The organism is Rhizobium sp. Rhizsp42, assembly GCF_047304155.1.
In the GTDB taxonomy this organism is placed as follows: Bacteria; Pseudomonadota; Alphaproteobacteria; order Rhizobiales; family Rhizobiaceae; genus Rhizobium.
This window is the reverse complement of sequence record NZ_JBGLYS010000011.1, coordinates 151,330-167,170: the sequence shown is the minus strand read 5'-3', so window position 1 is coordinate 167,170 and position 15,841 is coordinate 151,330. Positions and strand designations below refer to the sequence as shown.

15 protein-coding genes are annotated in these 15,841 nt (G+C 61.7%); 11 read left to right on the top strand and 4 right to left on the bottom strand.

Annotated features, from left to right (window positions below; translation table 11 throughout):
• Positions 1-141 precede the first annotated feature (141 nt).
• The 3 genes from secD to ybaL all read right to left on the bottom strand — a co-directional run bounded on the left by secD (position 142) and on the right by ybaL (position 5,027).
• Positions 142-2,682 (bottom strand): protein translocase subunit SecD, encoded by a 2,541-nt coding sequence (secD, locus tag ACCD05_RS13450; RefSeq protein WP_047507354.1) that lies wholly within the window; start codon positions 2,680-2,682, stop codon positions 142-144.
• A gap of 92 nt (positions 2,683-2,774) precedes the next feature.
• Positions 2,775-3,161, bottom strand: a complete 387-nt coding sequence (locus ACCD05_RS13445) for a hypothetical protein (RefSeq protein WP_413393251.1) — start codon at positions 3,159-3,161, stop codon at positions 2,775-2,777.
• Between the two features lie 54 nt (positions 3,162-3,215).
• Positions 3,216-5,027: a YbaL family putative K(+) efflux transporter gene (gene ybaL, locus ACCD05_RS13440; protein WP_413393249.1), complete on the bottom strand. Its 1,812-nt coding sequence runs from the start codon at positions 5,025-5,027 to the stop codon at positions 3,216-3,218.
• A gap of 35 nt (positions 5,028-5,062) precedes the next feature.
• On the opposite strand from ybaL, the gene ACCD05_RS13435 reads away from it, so the two are divergent.
• On the top strand, positions 5,063-5,368 hold the full coding sequence (locus ACCD05_RS13435) for a transcriptional regulator (protein ID WP_113009902.1): 306 nt from the start codon (positions 5,063-5,065) through the stop codon (positions 5,366-5,368).
• Between the two features lie 4 nt (positions 5,369-5,372).
• Here the strand turns inward: ACCD05_RS13435 and ACCD05_RS13430 are convergent, their stop codons facing one another.
• Complete coding sequence (locus tag ACCD05_RS13430; RefSeq protein WP_413393247.1) at positions 5,373-6,797, bottom strand: ArnT family glycosyltransferase; 1,425 nt, start codon at positions 6,795-6,797, stop codon at positions 5,373-5,375.
• 645 nt (positions 6,798-7,442) lie between these two features.
• Between ACCD05_RS13430 and ACCD05_RS13425 the strand changes: the two genes are divergently transcribed.
• From ACCD05_RS13425 to cheT, 10 genes are all read left to right on the top strand, one after another.
• Entirely contained in the window at positions 7,443-9,056 is a 1,614-nt protein-coding gene (locus ACCD05_RS13425; protein WP_413393245.1) for a globin-coupled sensor protein, read from the top strand.
• A 63-nt stretch (positions 9,057-9,119) separates the two neighbouring features.
• Positions 9,120-9,410: an STAS domain-containing protein gene (locus tag ACCD05_RS13420; RefSeq protein ID WP_047507366.1), complete on the top strand. Its 291-nt coding sequence runs from the start codon at positions 9,120-9,122 to the stop codon at positions 9,408-9,410.
• Positions 9,411-9,412: 2 nt separating this feature from the next.
• The gene (gene cheY1 / locus ACCD05_RS13415) at positions 9,413-9,778 is read left to right on the top strand and encodes a chemotaxis response regulator CheY1 (protein WP_018898407.1); all 366 of its coding nucleotides are present in this window, start codon (positions 9,413-9,415) and stop codon (positions 9,776-9,778) included.
• Positions 9,779-9,795: 17 nt separating this feature from the next.
• Positions 9,796-12,042, top strand: a complete 2,247-nt coding sequence (locus ACCD05_RS13410; protein ID WP_209232708.1) for a chemotaxis protein CheA — start codon at positions 9,796-9,798, stop codon at positions 12,040-12,042.
• Positions 12,043-12,045: 3 nt separating this feature from the next.
• On the top strand, positions 12,046-12,513 hold the full coding sequence (locus ACCD05_RS13405) for a chemotaxis protein CheW (RefSeq protein ID WP_018898409.1): 468 nt from the start codon (positions 12,046-12,048) through the stop codon (positions 12,511-12,513).
• The gene (gene cheR, locus ACCD05_RS13400; RefSeq protein ID WP_018898410.1) at positions 12,510-13,421 is read left to right on the top strand and encodes a protein-glutamate O-methyltransferase CheR; all 912 of its coding nucleotides are present in this window, start codon (positions 12,510-12,512) and stop codon (positions 13,419-13,421) included. Before ACCD05_RS13405 ends, cheR begins: the two co-directional genes overlap by 4 nt.
• Complete coding sequence (cheB, locus tag ACCD05_RS13395; RefSeq protein WP_047507370.1) at positions 13,418-14,458, top strand: protein-glutamate O-methylesterase CheB; 1,041 nt, start codon at positions 13,418-13,420, stop codon at positions 14,456-14,458. Before cheR ends, cheB begins: the two co-directional genes overlap by 4 nt.
• Complete coding sequence (locus ACCD05_RS13390) at positions 14,458-14,847, top strand: response regulator (RefSeq protein WP_018898412.1); 390 nt, start codon at positions 14,458-14,460, stop codon at positions 14,845-14,847. Before cheB ends, ACCD05_RS13390 begins: the two co-directional genes overlap by 1 nt.
• Positions 14,844-15,398: a chemoreceptor glutamine deamidase CheD gene (gene cheD, locus ACCD05_RS13385; protein WP_047507372.1), complete on the top strand. Its 555-nt coding sequence runs from the start codon at positions 14,844-14,846 to the stop codon at positions 15,396-15,398. The genes ACCD05_RS13390 and cheD overlap by 4 nt, the downstream gene beginning before the upstream one ends.
• 12 nt (positions 15,399-15,410) lie before the next feature.
• Positions 15,411-15,803: a chemotaxis protein CheT gene (cheT, locus tag ACCD05_RS13380; protein ID WP_047507374.1), complete on the top strand. Its 393-nt coding sequence runs from the start codon at positions 15,411-15,413 to the stop codon at positions 15,801-15,803.
• The last annotated feature ends 38 nt before the right edge of the window (positions 15,804-15,841 follow it).

The following is a 15,841-nucleotide window of genomic DNA, read 5'->3' as shown; positions in this document are numbered from 1 at the left end:
GTTTTCGTGGGTCTCTGTGGTGTTTGGTTACTTGTCTCGTCCGCCTTATTAAACCCCTGGGGTATAATACAACGGGGGCGCGGGTTCTGCACCGGGCCCCCGCATCAATTTCACGAAACAACCTGAAAAGGTCGACCCGGATCAGCCTGCCGACTTGCGCGAGCTCGGCGGAATGATGTCGACCTTGTCGTCATTGCTCGAAACCGCGGCGCGGTGGCGCGTACGCCAGTCGCCGAGAAACAGCAGGATCGGCGCCGCGATGAACACGGACGATGCGGCGGCGACAAGAATGCCGAACACCATCGGGATCGCGAAGCTTTCGACTGCGCTGCCGCCCCAGATTGCCATCGGCAGCAGGGCAAGGAAGGCGGTGACGTTGGTGTAGATGCTTCGGGCGAGCGTTTCGTTGATCGACTTGTCGATCAGTTCGCGCAGCGGCATCGACTTGTAGAGGCGCATGTTTTCACGCATGCGGTCGTAGACGACGACCTTGTCGTTCACCGAGTAGCCGACCAGCGTCAGGATAGCCGCGATGGCGGTCAGGTTGAAGTCGAGCCCGGTGAGAGCAAAGAAGCCGATGCACTTCGTCACGTCGAGAATGAGCGTGACGATGGCGCCGACCGCGAACGGCCATTCGAAGCGATACCAGATGTAGAGCAGCATCGCGAGGCTGGCGATCACGACGGACAGGATACCCGCCCATGCAAGCTCGCCGCTGACCTTCGGACCGATGACGTCGGTGCCGGTCACGGTTGCCGACGGATCGATCTTGACGATCTCGTCCTTCAGCTTGGTGACGGCAGCCGTCTGCGCCTCTTCACCGCCGTCCTGGCGCTGAGCGCGAACGGCCATGGTGTTGTTGTCGCCATAGGACTGCAGCGAGACTTCGCCGAGGCCGAGGCTGTTCAGGCCTTCGCGGAACTTGGCGAGATCGGCTGCTTCCTGCGTCTTCACCGACATCTGGATACCACCACGGAAGTCGACGCCGTAGTTGAGGCCAGGATGGAAGAAGAGCACGACCGATGCGGCCGACAGCAGCGCGGAGACGGTCACGCCGAAGAAGCGTGCCTTCATGAACTGGATGTGCTTGTCGTAGGGGTAGAAGACCGGCAGCAGCGGCTTGATGTTGATGGTCTTCAGCTTGAAGCGGCGGGTGATCTCGATCATCGAAACGCGAACGAACGCGACCGAGGTGAACATCGAGATGATCAGGCCGAGCGCCATGGTGACGGCGAAGCCGCGAACCGGGCCGGTGCCGAACCAGAACAGGATGGCGGCGGCGATCAGCGCCGTCATGTTGCCATCGATAATGGTCGAGTAAGCGCGGCGGAAGCCGGTGTCGATGGCCGCGAACGAGCCCTTGCCCTTGCGGGTTTCTTCACGGATGCGCTCGTTGATCAGAACGTTGGCGTCAACCGCAAGACCAATGCCGAGCACGACGCCGGCGATGCCGGGCAGCGTCAGCGTGGCGCCGACAAGCGTCAGTGCCGAGAAGGTCAGGATCGTGTGGATCAGAAGCGCGACGTTGGCGAGAATGCCCCAGGTTCCATAGAGCAGGAAGATGAAGGCCGCGACGAGGACGAAACCGACGAGACCGGAATAGATGCCCATCTGGATCGCATCAGCGCCGAGGTCGGCACCAACAGTGCGTTCTTCGATGACGGTGAGCTTGGCGGGCAGGGCGCCGGCGCGCAGCATGGCGGCAAGCGTGTTGGCCGTATCGGTCGAGAAGTTGCCGGAGATCTGGCCGGAACCGCCGGTGATTGGCTCACGGATGACAGGCGCGCTCAGCACCTTGTCGTCGAGAACGATCGCGAAGGGATTGCCGACGTTCTGGCGGGTGATGTCGGCGAAGCGGGTCGCGCCGGCGCTGTCGAAGCGGAAGCTGACGACGGGCTGCTGGCTCTGGTCGAAGCTGACGCGAGCGTCGGAAAGACGGTCACCGGAGATCTCGACGCGGTCGAGAACCGGATAGGTGTTGCCTTCATCGTCCTTCAGCATCGTCACGCCGGGGCCGGGAGCATTGTTCGGCGCGAGCATGTGGAAGGACATCTTGGCGGTCGAGCCGAGGAGCTGGCGAAGGCGGGTCGGATCCTGTGCGCCCGGAAGCTGCACGAGAACGCGGTTGCCGCCGATACGCTGGATCGTCGGTTCGGCGACGCCGACCTGGTCGACGCGCTGGCGAATGACTTCAAGGCTCTGCTGGACGGCGCTGTCGACGTTGCTGGAGATACCGGCGGCCGAGAAGGCAACGATGATGTTGCCGCCGCTGGTCGTGACCGAAAGGTCCGACTGGCCGGCGGAAATGCCTGTTGCGATCGTGTTGCCCAGCGTGCGCAGCTGCGTGACCGCTTCATCGGTCTGCGCCTGGTCGTTCAGCGTCACGACGATCTGGTTCTGGTTGCGAACGACCGACTTCGGCTGGATGTTCTTTTCACGCAGCACGCGGCGCGCGTCCTGCAGAAGCGACTGCAGGCGCTCGCGCGTCAGGTCGGCTTCATCGACTTCTAGAACGAGGTGCGAGCCGCCGCGAAGGTCGAGGCCGAGCGAGACCTGCTGGTGCGGGAGCCACGAGGGAAGGCGCTGCAATGTGGATTGCGGCAGGGCATTCGGCAGTGCGATCAGAATGCCGAGGAGAATGATCACCGTATAGGTGGCCACCAGCCATGGTGAGGTGCGCATTGTGTTGTCTATCCTTGATAACGCTGGAACCTGCGCTTCAGGCGCAGGCAGGCGTGTCGTAAATGCAATGGGAGGCGCCGAGGCGCGTGTCGTCAGGCCGCGAAAGCGGGCGGGCCATGCGAATCGTAGGGCTTCGCGTCAGCCGCGTAAAACGCGGGCGAAGTCGATTGCGAAAGCTTGATGAAGCCGAGCGACAGGCGCTCGAAAACTTGCAGGTCGGCGGTAGCCGCGTCGCCGGAAGCATAGCTCGCGTATTTCTGCGCGACCTTGCGATCAGCCGCCAGCACGCCGCGCACGACGTCGCGTGCACTCAGCTGCAGTGGCTGGCTATCCTTGCTCGACGAAGAGAATGCGTTGTTGGGCCCGCGCGTGGGGCCTAGCACGAGATTGCCGCCGAACAACAGGCCGAGATAGGCGAAGATCGCGACAGCCAGCGAGACGGCAACGCGACCGGTCATGCGGCGCGTATCGAACCTCATCTGGTCGTCCTGCGGATTTTCAATCTCGAACCGGCTCAACGGCGCAAAGTTCTCTCATTGCTTCTCGGGAGAAGGCGTTTCCTCGGCCGCGCTTATACCAGCCTCGGTCTCGACTTCATAGGGTGAACTGTCATGATGCACTTGAGAAAGACGGTCAAGCATGCCCATGGCGATTTCGCGCTCGCCCATGATGACAGTATCAGCACCATATTGCTTAAGTTCCTCGACCTCGGCGTCGGAATGCGCACGCGCCACGATCAGCACGCCGGGATTGACCTCGCGCCCCTGTTCGGCCACGCGGCAAGCCTCGAATGCGTTGGGAATGGCGATGACCAGGCTTCGCGCACCCTTGAGATTGGCGAGATCCAGCACCTCGCGCGTGACCGCGTTACCGCCGATCACTTCGATGCCCTGGTCGCGAAGTGCCGCGATCCGGTGGTCGGAATCCTCGATGACGAGGAAGGGCGTGCCCGAGGATTTCAGGTTCTGCCCGACAATGCTGCCGACCCGGCCGTAGCCGACGAGAATGGCGTGGCCCGAAAGCTTGGTCGCATGCACTTCGTCCACCACGACCGGCTGCTCTTCCACAACTTCGGTCGTTGTCTCCGTGGCCGGCTCAGGCTGGGGGGCCTCGCGCTTCGGCTCCAGCAGCGGCCGCAGCTTTTCGCAGGCATAGAAGAGAAGCGGGTTGAGGATAATCGATATGATGGCGCCGGCAAGGATCAGGTCGCGGCCTTCTTCCGGCAGTAGTCCGAGATCGACGCCAAGGGCTGCGAGAATGAAGGAGAATTCACCGATCTGACCAAGGCTTGCCGAAATCGTCAGCGCCGTTCCCACGGGCTTGCGGAACAATTGTACGATGAGGAAGGCGGCGACCGACTTGCCGATGACGATGATGAAGATGGTGGCGATCAGCGGGATCGGCTTTTCGATCAGGATGTTCGGATCAAACAGCATGCCGACGGAAACGAAGAACAGCACCGCGAAGGCGTCGCGAAGTGGCAGGCTTTCCTGCGCCGCCCGATGGCTGAGCTCGCTCTCGGCGAGAACCATGCCGGCGAAGAAGGCGCCGAGCGCCAGCGACACGCCGAAGAGCTTCGAGGCGCCGAAGGCGACGCCGAGCGCGATCGCCAGAACGCCGAGCCGGAACAATTCGCGAGACCCTGTGTGGGCGATGCGGTGCATCGTCCAGGGAATGATGCGCCGGCCGAAGATCAGCATCACGCCGACAAAGAGTGCCACCTTGACCAGCGTCATGCCGATGATGCCGCCGATGCCCATGTCGAGCCCGAATATGCGGTTCACTGCGGCCGACAGCGGCTCGACGGTTCCGTGGCCGCTGCCGATGCTGGCGGCTGCCGGAATGAGGACGAGCGCCAGCACCATGGCAAGGTCTTCAACGATCAGCCAGCCGACCGCGATCTTGCCGCGCTCCGTCTCGACGAGCCGCCGCTCCTGCAAAGCCTTCAGGAGCACGACGGTCGACGCGACGGAAAGAGCGAGCCCGAAGACGAGGCTCCCGCCCGTCGGCCATCCCATCAGCGCGCCCAGGCCCCAGCCGAGCAGGGTGGCGAAGCCGATCTGCACGATGGCGCCCGGCACCGCGATCCCGCGCACGGAGAGAAGGTCTTTCAGGGAGAAGTGCAGGCCGACGCCGAACATCAGCAGGATGACGCCGATCTCGGCAAGCTCGGGCGCGAGGTTCTGATCCGCCACATAGCCCGGTGTGTGCGGTCCCACCAGAATACCGGCGATGAGGTAGCCGACCAGGGGCGGCAGTTTCAGCCGGTTGGCGAAAGCCCCGAGGATGAACGCAAGCACGAGACCCCCGACGATTGTCGAAATCAAAGGTGTATCGTGCGGCATACGCGGTCTCCCCGACTGGAAATCCTGATTAAATTATGACATATATGGCTAATATCAACCAATATGGGTGGTTTGACACTATGGGTCAAGGCGCGAAGGAAACAATTCTCACCCCCGCTTTGTGCCGCGCGGCCAGGGGTCTGCTGGATTGGACGCAGGTCGACCTTGCCGACCATGCCGCCGTCTCCCGCAGCACGATCCGCGACTATGAAGGCAAGCATCACGAGCTGCACCGCGCCACCGAAGCGCAACTGCGGTTAGCCTTCGAAAACGGCGGCGTTGCCTTCATCGAGGTCGAAGGCAAGGGCACCTGCATCTGCCTGCGGTCCGCAAGCGAATGATACGCTATTTGCCCGCTGCCAGGCAGCTGGCCTTCACCTTGTAGGCGTAGATCATATTTCCGCGATAATAACCTTCGCTCGGCTGCCATGACTTGATGGTCTGCGGCGTCTCCGCGCACTCGAAGGGCTGCGTGGTCACGAACAAAACGTCGTCGCGGACAGTGTTGGGCAGCGCAAAGGTCTGCTCATAATAGTTGTCGGGTGCTTCCGCCGGCGGCCGCGCATAGATCTTCAAGGGTTCGTTTCTGAGCGTATGGTACATGTCCGCCAGGATATCGCGGCTGTCGCTGACGATGATCGCGGTACCCGCCTGTCTCGCCAGATCGCCGGCTTCGCGGCTGACAGCGCTGCGGCCGAGATAGCGCTTCATCACCTCGTTTCCATTCGGCAGCACCAGCTGGTGCGCGAAGATGGCGGCGAGCGGGAAGAGCAGGCTGGCCGTGCCGTTGATCGCGAACGACACGCGAAGCCCCTTGGGCCAGACCCGATGAAGCAGCCAGACGGCGAGGATCGTGCCGGCGACATAAGCCGTCACCGCCCAGTTGGCGTAGGCCTTGGCGATCAGCGCCTGGAAGGTGATCAGCAGCACGACAGGCACGGAGAGCCAGATCAGCAATTTCTCGATCGGGCTGCCTTGCCCTCTCAAAGCCCGGTAGACCGCCCAGAGGATCGCGAAGAACACGATCGGGCCGACAACGCCGAACTGCGCGGCGAAGAACTCGATCCCGTGCCCGATATTGAGGCTCAGCCCGCTCCAGTGGGCGATGCTGGTCGTGTGCTTGATCGTCGTGGCGTCGTGGGTCGCATTCCACCAGAGGTTCGGCGCTGCCACCACGACGGCCGTCACCGCCGAAATGAAGAAGTCGCGCCAGCCGATCCGCGCCATCGGAAGAAGCAGCAAGGCGATCAGGCCGCCGGGGACGACGAACAGGATGGCGTATTTCGACAGGAAGGCGCAGCCGAAGGCCACGCCCATCAGCAACGCCAGGGCGATCGAGCGCTGGCGGGTCAGGCCGAAATAGGCAAACAGCGCGACAGCCAGGAAGAAGAGCAGAATGACGTCGGTCGAGAAGAAGACGGAAGACAGTGCGACGCCGGGCGGCGTGATGTAGGTCACACCCGTCCAGCCCTCGATCTCCGGGCTGACGAAGCGCTTGGCGATCCTCATCAGCACGAAAGCGGTCGCCATGTGAATAAGGGGACCGCAAAGCCGGATCCAGAAGATCGCGGTCGATCCCGAAAGCTCGGTCATCGCGCGGATCACCCAGGCGATCATCGGCGGCTTCGAATAATAGCCGAAGTCGAGATTCTGCGACCAGAACCAATATTGCGCCTCATCGACGAACAGATCCGTCGTGTCGAAGTGCAAGGTGACGATGCGCCAAAGCGTCACGCCGATAATGATGAGGATACCGAGGCGTGGGGACATGCGTCTGATTCCGTAAGCTGGACAAACCACCTCCGGCCGATGCGCAACGCTTCGCCGGCTCAGTGGTTAAACACGCCCATTACTGTTGTTTTATGACGGGAATTCAAAGCACCCGCAGAGGCAGGGCAACGCGGCCCGCTTCAATACGGTCAAGAAGTGCGACGGCTGTGAGAACAGACACAGCAAGAAAACATGCACCCAAACCCAGAACAATCATTGCTCAATCCCTATGACGTCATGTCGTGATTTGCCGGGGATATAACACGAAGCTTGCTTCGAACTTGTAGCAGCGGCGCAACGTCACACCAGTATTTCATGGATGGTTATTCGCGTTGCTCCGAAAGCCGACATTCATAAAATGGGTATTAACCTTCAGGCAAGGAATTAACCATAAACATTGCAATACACGTCGGAATGGGAAAATTGTAGCGTTCCTAGCAGGCATGACGCCGAACCGCCGTACCGGCTTAATCCGGTATCGATTTCTCAAGTAGCTCTAAGATAGTCCGCACTGATCGCGACAGGTCTGAGCGCCGGCGTTAGCCCGCGTCAGGTCCGATCGTTATCCGTGTCGATGTCAGGAGGCTTGATTTCTCTTCGGGCAATAGGCCCGGGCATTGGTTGGGGACAGGCGTGGGGCAGAATATGCCATCGGATCAGGATCGTGGAGCACAGGCGGGCAGCCTGCGTGACCGCCTGCGCTTTGCCGGCCTCGATGCCGAGCAGTGCGAGATGGTGCGCCGCTACCGCCCGGCGCTTCAGCAGCACCTGACCTCAGGCCTTCGTGATCTTTTTCAGCGTTTCCAGTCTTTCCCCGATGCCGCCCGCAATTTCGAGAGCGAGCGTCAGGTCGATCGGCTTCATGATCTGCAGACGTCGCACTGGGATGTGCTGACCGATGCGCGCTTCGACAGCCTCTACGCCGAGCGCGTCAAGGTCCTGTCGGATTCCGAAGGCAAGATGGGACTGGACCCTCGCTGGCATGTCGCCGGCCACGGCGTCGTCCTCGAACATGTCATTGCCGGCCTCGCCGATGAGCTCGCCGGCTCCTCCTTCCTGCCAAGCGTCAAGCGCCGCAAGCGCGAGATCGCCGATCTCATGACCGCGCTCATCCGCCTCGTTATGGTCGATGTCGAGATCGCCGTGTCGCTGCGCTTCAATTCCCTGCGCGCCTCGCAGCAGCGCCAGATCGCCGACCAGCGAAACAGCGACAAGGCCGAAGTAGCCCGCGTATTCTCTGACGTCATCGAAGGTCTGGCCGCCCGCGACCTGACGGCCCGCGCCGTGGTTACCGAGGACGGTCCGCACAATGATGTCGCCCTGGCGCTGAACGGCGCGCTGGAAGCGCTGCAGACCGAGTTCGGCGCGATCAGCGAACGCACCTTGAAGGCCGAGGCATCGGTGCAGGTGCTTGGCCAGTCCGCTCGCAATCTCTCCGGCCACGCCTCTGGTCACGCCGAGCAGCTGCTGGCGTCGGCCGCCACACTCGCTGATCTCTCCGAAAACGTCCGGCGCAGCGTCGCTGGCAGCCGCGCTGCCGAGGACGCAGCCGCATCGACGCGCGCGGCGGCCGAAGCAAGCGGTGAGGTCGTTGGCCGCGCCATCTCCGCCATGGCCGATATCGAGCAGTCAGCTGAACGCATCGGCCAGATCATCGGCGCCATCGACGAAATCGCCTTCCAGACCAACCTTTTGGCGCTCAATGCCGGCATCGAAGCCGCCCGCGCCGGCGATTCCGGCCGCGGCTTTGCCGTCGTCGCGCAGGAAGTCCGCGCGCTGGCGCAACGCTCGGCCGATGCCGCTCGCGAAATCAAGACGCTGGTCACCACCACCAAGTCGCAGGTGGATGCCGGCGTGCAGATGGTCGGCCGTACGCAGGATTCGATCGGCAGCATCGTGCGCCAGGTCACCGATATCAACGCCGCCATCGCCTCGGTCGCCAGCCAGACCAGCGACAACGCCTCCGTGCTCGACGCGGTAACCACCGACGTCAAGGGCCTTGGCGCGCGCGTGGCTGAAAGCGCCGGCGCCGCATCGCATGCAGCCGATGGCGCCGACGATCTCCATACCGTCATCGTCGAGCTTGGCCGCACGGTCCGCGAATTCCGCATCGCCCGCAATCGCGCCGAGGCGGCCGAGCGTCGCCCCGTTCGCGCTGTCGATGTCCAGCCCGCCCGCCGGGCTGTCGAGGAAAGCGACGCAGCATTTGATTTCAACCCTCCGCTCGCAAGTCTCGGAGGCGGACGAAATGCTTACTGAAGCACTGAATTATGACGGCGGCTCACATTCGTTGGGCGCCAATCAGCAGATAGGAAAAGTCTGATGGCAGCAAAAAAGAGTGGGAAGACGCTGAATCTGGCGGCGACCATTGACCTCAATGAAGCGTCGGCTCTGCGCGACAAGTTCCTGTCGATGCGCGGCAGCGCCGTGTCGATCGATGCATCGGCCGTCGAGCGCATCGGCGCCCTCGGCGCGCAGGTGCTGATGTCCGCCGCCAAGACCTGGGATCAAGACAAGCATGCGTTCACCTTCACCAAGGTTTCGGACGCGTTTCAGAAAACCATGCAGCTGATCGGTGTGGATGTTCACCCGCTGCTCGCCAAGGAGATTTAGTAATGAAGAAAAGAGTGCTGACCGTGGATGATTCACGGACGATCCGTAACATGCTTCTCGTGACGCTCAACAATGCGGGCTTCGAGACGATCCAGGCTGAAGACGGCGTCGAAGGTCTCGAGGTTCTGGAGACATCCCACCCCGACGTCATCGTCACCGACATCAACATGCCGCGTCTCGATGGCTTCGGCTTCATCGAAGGCGTTCGCCGCAACGACAAGTACCGCGCCATTCCGATCCTGGTCCTGACGACCGAAAGCGATGCCGAGAAGAAGAATCGTGCACGCCAGGCCGGCGCCACCGGCTGGATCGTCAAGCCATTCGACCCTGCCAAGCTGATCGATGCCATTGAGCGCGTAACCGCTTAAACTCAGGAATTTCTTTTATGGATATGAACGAAATCAAAGAGATCTTTTTCCAGGAATGCGAGGAACAGCTCGCGGAACTGGAATCCGGTCTTCTGAAAATGAATGATGGCGATCGTGATCCGGAAACCGTCAACGCGGTATTTCGCGCCGTTCACTCGATCAAGGGCGGCGCTGGCGCCTTCGGTCTGGACGATCTCGTCGCCTTCGCCCATGTGTTCGAGACCACACTTGATTGCGTTCGTTCCAACAAGCTAGAGCCGACCCAGGACGTCCTGAAGGTCATGCTCAAGTCGGCCGACGTGCTCGCGGACCTGACCAATGCCGCCCGTGACGGCGGCAGCGTCGACGAAAGCCGCAGCCGTGGCCTCGTCAAGGAGCTGGAAGCGCTTGCCAACGGCGAACTCCCATCGCCGTCAGCCGCTTCCGAAGCGCCTGCAGCCGCCCCGGCGCCGGTTGCCGCAGCACCCGTCAAGCCGACCGACGAGAGCGGCTTCGAGCCGATCCCGTTCTCGTTCGACGACTTCAGCGACGACGAGACCTTCGAGATCACCTTCAAGCCGCGCTTCGAGCTCTATTCCAAGGGCAACGACGCGACACTGCTGTTGCGCGACCTGAGCCGCCTCGGCGAGATGAGCATCTATTGCAACATGGATGCGCTGCCGGGTGTCGACGAGCTCGATCCCGAAGCCGCCTATTTCTACTGGAACATCACGCTCAAGACCGACAAGGGCGAAGAAGCGATCCGCGCGGTCTTCGAATTCGCCGAGTGGGATTGCGAGCTGACCATCACGACCGTCGCCGCCGAAACCGAAGCCGCTCCGGCCGAGGAACTGCCGATGGTGCCCGTGCCCTTCGACCTTTCGGCGCTGGATGACGGCCCGGAAGCTCCGGCTGCTGAAAAGAACGATGCAGTTGCTGCTGTAGCTGCTGCCGAAACGGCTTCGAACGTGACGCAGATCGCGTCCGCCGCTGCCCGCGTCGAAAAGAAGGAATCGGCCGCTGCAGCCAACGCTGCTGCTGCCGCCGCCGCCCAGAACAATGCCGCCGCCAACAGCGCCGGCCAGACCATCCGCGTCGATCTCGATCGCGTCGACCGTCTGATCAACCTCGTCGGCGAGCTCGTCATCAACCAGGCGATGCTCTCCCAGAGCGTTATCGAAAACGACACGACCGGCACGTCCTCGATCAACATGGGCCTCGAGGAGCTGCAGCAGCTCACCCGCGAGATCCAGGATTCGGTGATGGCGATCCGCGCGCAGCCGGTGAAGCCGGTCTTCCAGCGCATGTCGCGTATCGTCCGCGAAGTCGCCGACATGGTCGGCAAGTCGATCCGCCTCGTCACCGAAGGTGAAAACACCGAAGTCGACAAGACGGTTATCGACAAGATTGCCGAGCCGCTGACGCACATGATCCGCAATGCCGTCGACCATGGCATTGAAAGCCCTGAAAAGCGCACTGCCGCCGGCAAGGATCCTGAGGGTACGATCAAGCTCACCGCGAAGCATCGTTCGGGTCGCATCCTGATCGAACTGCAGGACGACGGCGGCGGCATCAACCGCGAACGCGTCAAGCAGAAGGCAATCGACAATGACCTGATCTCGCCGGACGCCAACCTGTCCGACGAGGAGATCGACAACCTGATCTTCGCGCCGGGCTTCTCGACCGCAGACCAGATCTCGGACATCTCCGGTCGCGGCGTCGGCATGGACGTCGTCAAGCGTTCGATCCAGGCGCTCGGTGGTCGCATCAGCATCACATCGAAGCCGGGCCAGGGCTCCGTCTTCACCATGAGCCTGCCGCTGACGCTCGCCGTTCTCGACGGCATGGTCGTCACGGTCGCTGGCCAGACGCTGGTGGTTCCGCTGACGGCAATCGTCGAAACGCTGCAGCCGGAGGCTTCGGCCATCCACTCCTTCGGTGCCAGCCATCGCCTGATCTCGATCCGCAACTCCTTCTGCCCGCTGGTCGATGTCGGTCGCATCCTGAACTTCCGCGCAACCCAGGCCAATCCGGTCGAAGGTGTTGCCCTGCTCGTCGAATCTGAAGGCGGCGGTCAGCGCGCGCTCATGGTCGATGCGATCCAGGGTCAGCGTCAGGTCGTCATCAAGAGCCTTGAGGCGAACTACACCCACGTTCCGGGCATTGCCGCGGCAACCATCCTGGGCGACGGTCGTGTCGCGCTCATTCTCGATGTCGACGCAGTCGTGGGCGCTTCGCGCGGCCAGGCGCTGAGACAGGAAGTATCCCTGGCGGCGGCGGGTTAAGTTATGTCCTATATCGTGAAAAATCTGAGCGAAGGGCACCGCGAGCTGATCGCGTTCCGCGTCGGCGATCAGGAGTTTTGCGTCAATGTCATGTCGGTTCGCGAGATCCGCGGCTGGACGCCGGCAACGGCCATGCCGCACTCGCCTTCCTACATGAAAGGGGTCATCAACCTGCGTGGCGCCGTGTTGCCGATCATCGATCTATCGGCCCGTCTCGGCATGAAGCCGACCGAGCCGACGCAGCGCCATGTCATTATTGTCGCCCAAGTTCACCGAAAAGTAGTTGGTCTGCTTGTAGATGCGGTGTCGGATATACTGACTGTTAGTGAAGACAACGTACAGCCAACGCCCGAGATCGCGTCCGAACTGCAGCGTCAGTTCGCGCGCGGGATCATGGCGATCGAAAAACGTCTGATCTGCCTGTTGGAACTGGAAGCCATATTCCCTGACGCGGAAAGCGAAGCTGCATGAGTGTCTTGAGTGCAAAAGATGTAAGACCGGGGAGCCCCGACGAGGTTCTGGCGAGCGGCGAATACCCGCTGACGCGCCGCGACCTCACGGAAATCGCCGCGATGATCTACTCGGATGCGGGCATCTTCCTCAACGAGACCAAGGCATCGCTGGTCTATTCGCGTCTTTCGAAGCACATTCGCAATCTCGGTCTCTCCGGCTTCCGAGAATACTGTTCGCTGGTGTCTTCGCAGGCGGGCGCTGGGCCGCGCCGCGAAATGCTGTCGCATCTGACGACCAATTTCACGCGCTTCTTCCGTGAAAACCATCATTTCGAGCATATGCGCGATCACGTGCTGCCGGAACTGTTGCAGCGTGCCAAGTCGGGCGGTCGCGTCCGCATCTGGTCCGCGGCCTCGTCGGATGGCCAGGAGCCCTATTCGATCGCGCTGACAGTGCTGTCGATGATGCCGAATATTGCCGATTACGATTTCAAGATCCTCGCTACCGATATCGATCCGAAGATCCTCGCCATCGCCCGCGCCGGCGCCTACGACGAAAACGCGCTCGAAACCGTTTCGCCCGCCATGCGCAAGCAGTGGTTCAGCGAGGTCAATATCGACGGGCGCCGCAAGTTCCAGGTCGATGATCGCGTCAAGCGGCTGATCACCTATAACGAGCTCAACCTGATGGCCCAGTGGCCGTTCAAGGGCAAGTTCGACATCATCTTCTGCCGCAACGTCGTGATCTATTTCGACGAGCCGACCCAGATGAAGATCTGGTCGCGCTTCGCCGAGCTCATGCCCGAGGGCGGTCATCTCTATATCGGCCATTCCGAGCGGGTGTCCGGTGATTCCAAGCATGTCTTCGACAATATCGGTATCACCACATACCGCTATACGACCAAAGGCTTTGGGAGGAAGGGATGAGCATGGCGGCACGTGTTCTCGTTGTTGACGATTCTCCCACCATGCGCGGTCTCATCACCGCCGTGCTGCAGTCCGATCCTGACGTCGATGTCATCGGCCAGGCCGGCGACGCCATGGAAGCGCGCGAGGCGATCAAGAAGCTCAATCCGGATGTCGTGACGCTCGATATCGAGATGCCGAACATGAACGGCCTCGATTTTCTCGAGAAGATCATGCGTCTTCGCCCGATGCCCGTCATAATGGTGTCGACGCTGACGCATCGCGGCACCAACGCCACATTGGCGGCATTGGAGATCGGCGCGTTCGATTGCGTGAGCAAGCCGCAGCCGGGCGACATGCGCCCCTTCGCCGACCTCGCCGAAAAGGTAAAGGCCGCCGCCCGCTCGCAGCGCCGCCCGATCATGGCCCCGCAGCCCGTAACACCGCCGCCCGCGGTTGCCGATTATCGCGTCGGCCGCAAGGTGGTCGCGATCGGCTCCTCGACCGGTGGCGTGGAAGCGCTGATCACCGTGCTGCAGAAATTCCCGGCCAACTGCCCGCCGACCGTGATTACGCAGCACATGCCGTCGACCTTCACCAAGAGCTTCGCGGAGCGGCTGAACCGCCTCTGCGCTCCTGTCGTGCAGGAAGCGACGGATGGCGCGCGGCTCGAGATCGGCAAGATCTATCTGGCACCCGGCGGCGAGCGGCACTTGCAGGTGGTCAATCCATCGGCGCCCTGCTGCCGCCTTGTCGAGCGCGAGCCGGTAAACGGCCATCGCCCCTCGGTCGATGTTCTCTTTGATTCGGTCGCCGAGCTTGCGGGTCGCAATGCTGTCGGCGTGATCCTGACCGGAATGGGCCGCGACGGCGCCGCCGGTCTCCTGAAAATGCGCCATGCAGGCGCCCGTACCCTCGGACAGAACGAAAAGACCTCGGTGGTCTACGGGATGCCGAGGGTAGCTTTCGAACTCGGGGCTGTCGAACAACAGCTGCCACTCAACGCCATTGGCGAAGAAATCTTGAAGATGACCGCCCGTAAGGAAGGAACTGACTAATGTCACTCGCAGAGAAAATCAAAGTTCTGATCGTTGACGATCAGGTCACCAGCCGCCTGCTGCTCAGCGACGCGCTGACCCAGCTCGGCTTCAAGCAGATCACCGCCGCCGGCGATGGCGTGCAGGGCATGAAGATCATGGCCCAGCAGCCGCATCACCTGGTCATCTCCGACTTCAACATGCCCAACATGGACGGTCTCGGCTTCTTGCAGGCCGTTCGCAGCAATCCGACGACCAAGAAGGCGGCGTTCATCATCCTCACCGCGCAGGGCGATCGCGCGCTGGTCACCAAGGCGGCAGCACTCGGCGCCAACAACGTTCTGGCCAAGCCCTTCACCATCGAAAAGATGAAGGCGGCCATCGAGGCCGTATTTGGAGCATTGAAATGACGATCGAGGTTGCGGCCCGCCGTGTTCATATCATTCAGGGCGAATGGAAGGTCCTGAATGATCCGAACGCGGTCTTAACGACCATTCTTGGCTCGTGTGTGGCTGCATGCCTACGGGATCCTGTGGCCGGCGTGGGAGGGATGAACCACTTCCTTCTGCCGGGCAACGCCACGACGCCTATGACGGGGGGAGATGCCACGCGCTATGGCGTGCATCTCATGGAACTGCTGATCAACGGTCTCTTGAAGCAGGGCGCGCGTCGCGACCGCCTGGAAGCCAAGATCTTCGGAGGAGCGAAGACGATCTCGACATTCTCGAATGTCGGGGAACAGAATGCCGCTTTTGCCACGCAGTTTCTGAAGGATGAAGGCATCCCCATCGTCGGTTCAAGCACCGGCGGCGACCACGGGCGCAAACTCGAGTTCTGGCCGGTCTCCGGTCGCGCTCGACAGTACCCGCTCACAGGTGCCGAAACCCAGAAGACCGTCGCTCTCGAACAGCGTCCGGTTGCTCCGCAGAAGCCAGTTGAAACCAGTATCGAATTCTTCTGAGCCGAGGTCCTAATGAATGTGAATGCGCAGGCGGATCAGCCGTCGCCGGTCGAAGCACTGCCCGATATCCTGATGCGGGTCGTGTCGGAACTGCACGATGTCGCCTATCTGATTGAACGGATCGAGCCTCAGCTTCTGGAAATCGGCGGCGAGAATCTGCTGAACGCCCCTGAGAGCATGAAGGTCCTGCAGGGGATCGACCTTGCCGTGCAGAAGGCGCGAGGGATCGCCGAGTTCATCGACACGATAACAGGCGAGATCTCCAATGAATGGATGGTCGACGTCGCAACCGCGCTCAGCCTCGTCAAGCTCAGCGAGATGCAGCGCGCGCTGGGTGGCGGCGGCATGCGCCATGGTCATTCCCAGCCGATCAACAAGGCAGCCGGCGACTTCGATTTCTTCTAGAGCCTTTCCTGGTTGGCTTCAGGCCAATCGGGAAAGCT

Coding starts and splice junctions, on each gene's coding strand:
- secD (WP_047507354.1), bottom strand. CDS start 2,682: ATGCGCACCTCACCATGGCTGGTGGCCACCTATACGGTGATCATTCTC.
- ACCD05_RS13445 (WP_413393251.1), bottom strand. CDS start 3,161: ATGAGGTTCGATACGCGCCGCATGACCGGTCGCGTTGCCGTCTCGCTG.
- ybaL (WP_413393249.1), bottom strand. CDS start 5,027: ATGCCGCACGATACACCTTTGATTTCGACAATCGTCGGGGGTCTCGTG.
- ACCD05_RS13435 (WP_113009902.1), top strand. CDS start 5,063: ATGACATATATGGCTAATATCAACCAATATGGGTGGTTTGACACTATG.
- ACCD05_RS13430 (WP_413393247.1), bottom strand. CDS start 6,797: ATGTCCCCACGCCTCGGTATCCTCATCATTATCGGCGTGACGCTTTGG.
- ACCD05_RS13425 (WP_413393245.1), top strand. CDS start 7,443: ATGCCATCGGATCAGGATCGTGGAGCACAGGCGGGCAGCCTGCGTGAC.
- ACCD05_RS13420 (WP_047507366.1), top strand. CDS start 9,120: ATGGCAGCAAAAAAGAGTGGGAAGACGCTGAATCTGGCGGCGACCATT.
- cheY1 (WP_018898407.1), top strand. CDS start 9,413: ATGAAGAAAAGAGTGCTGACCGTGGATGATTCACGGACGATCCGTAAC.
- ACCD05_RS13410 (WP_209232708.1), top strand. CDS start 9,796: ATGGATATGAACGAAATCAAAGAGATCTTTTTCCAGGAATGCGAGGAA.
- ACCD05_RS13405 (WP_018898409.1), top strand. CDS start 12,046: ATGTCCTATATCGTGAAAAATCTGAGCGAAGGGCACCGCGAGCTGATC.
- cheR (WP_018898410.1), top strand. CDS start 12,510: ATGAGTGTCTTGAGTGCAAAAGATGTAAGACCGGGGAGCCCCGACGAG.
- cheB (WP_047507370.1), top strand. CDS start 13,418: ATGAGCATGGCGGCACGTGTTCTCGTTGTTGACGATTCTCCCACCATG.
- ACCD05_RS13390 (WP_018898412.1), top strand. CDS start 14,458: ATGTCACTCGCAGAGAAAATCAAAGTTCTGATCGTTGACGATCAGGTC.
- cheD (WP_047507372.1), top strand. CDS start 14,844: ATGACGATCGAGGTTGCGGCCCGCCGTGTTCATATCATTCAGGGCGAA.
- cheT (WP_047507374.1), top strand. CDS start 15,411: ATGAATGTGAATGCGCAGGCGGATCAGCCGTCGCCGGTCGAAGCACTG.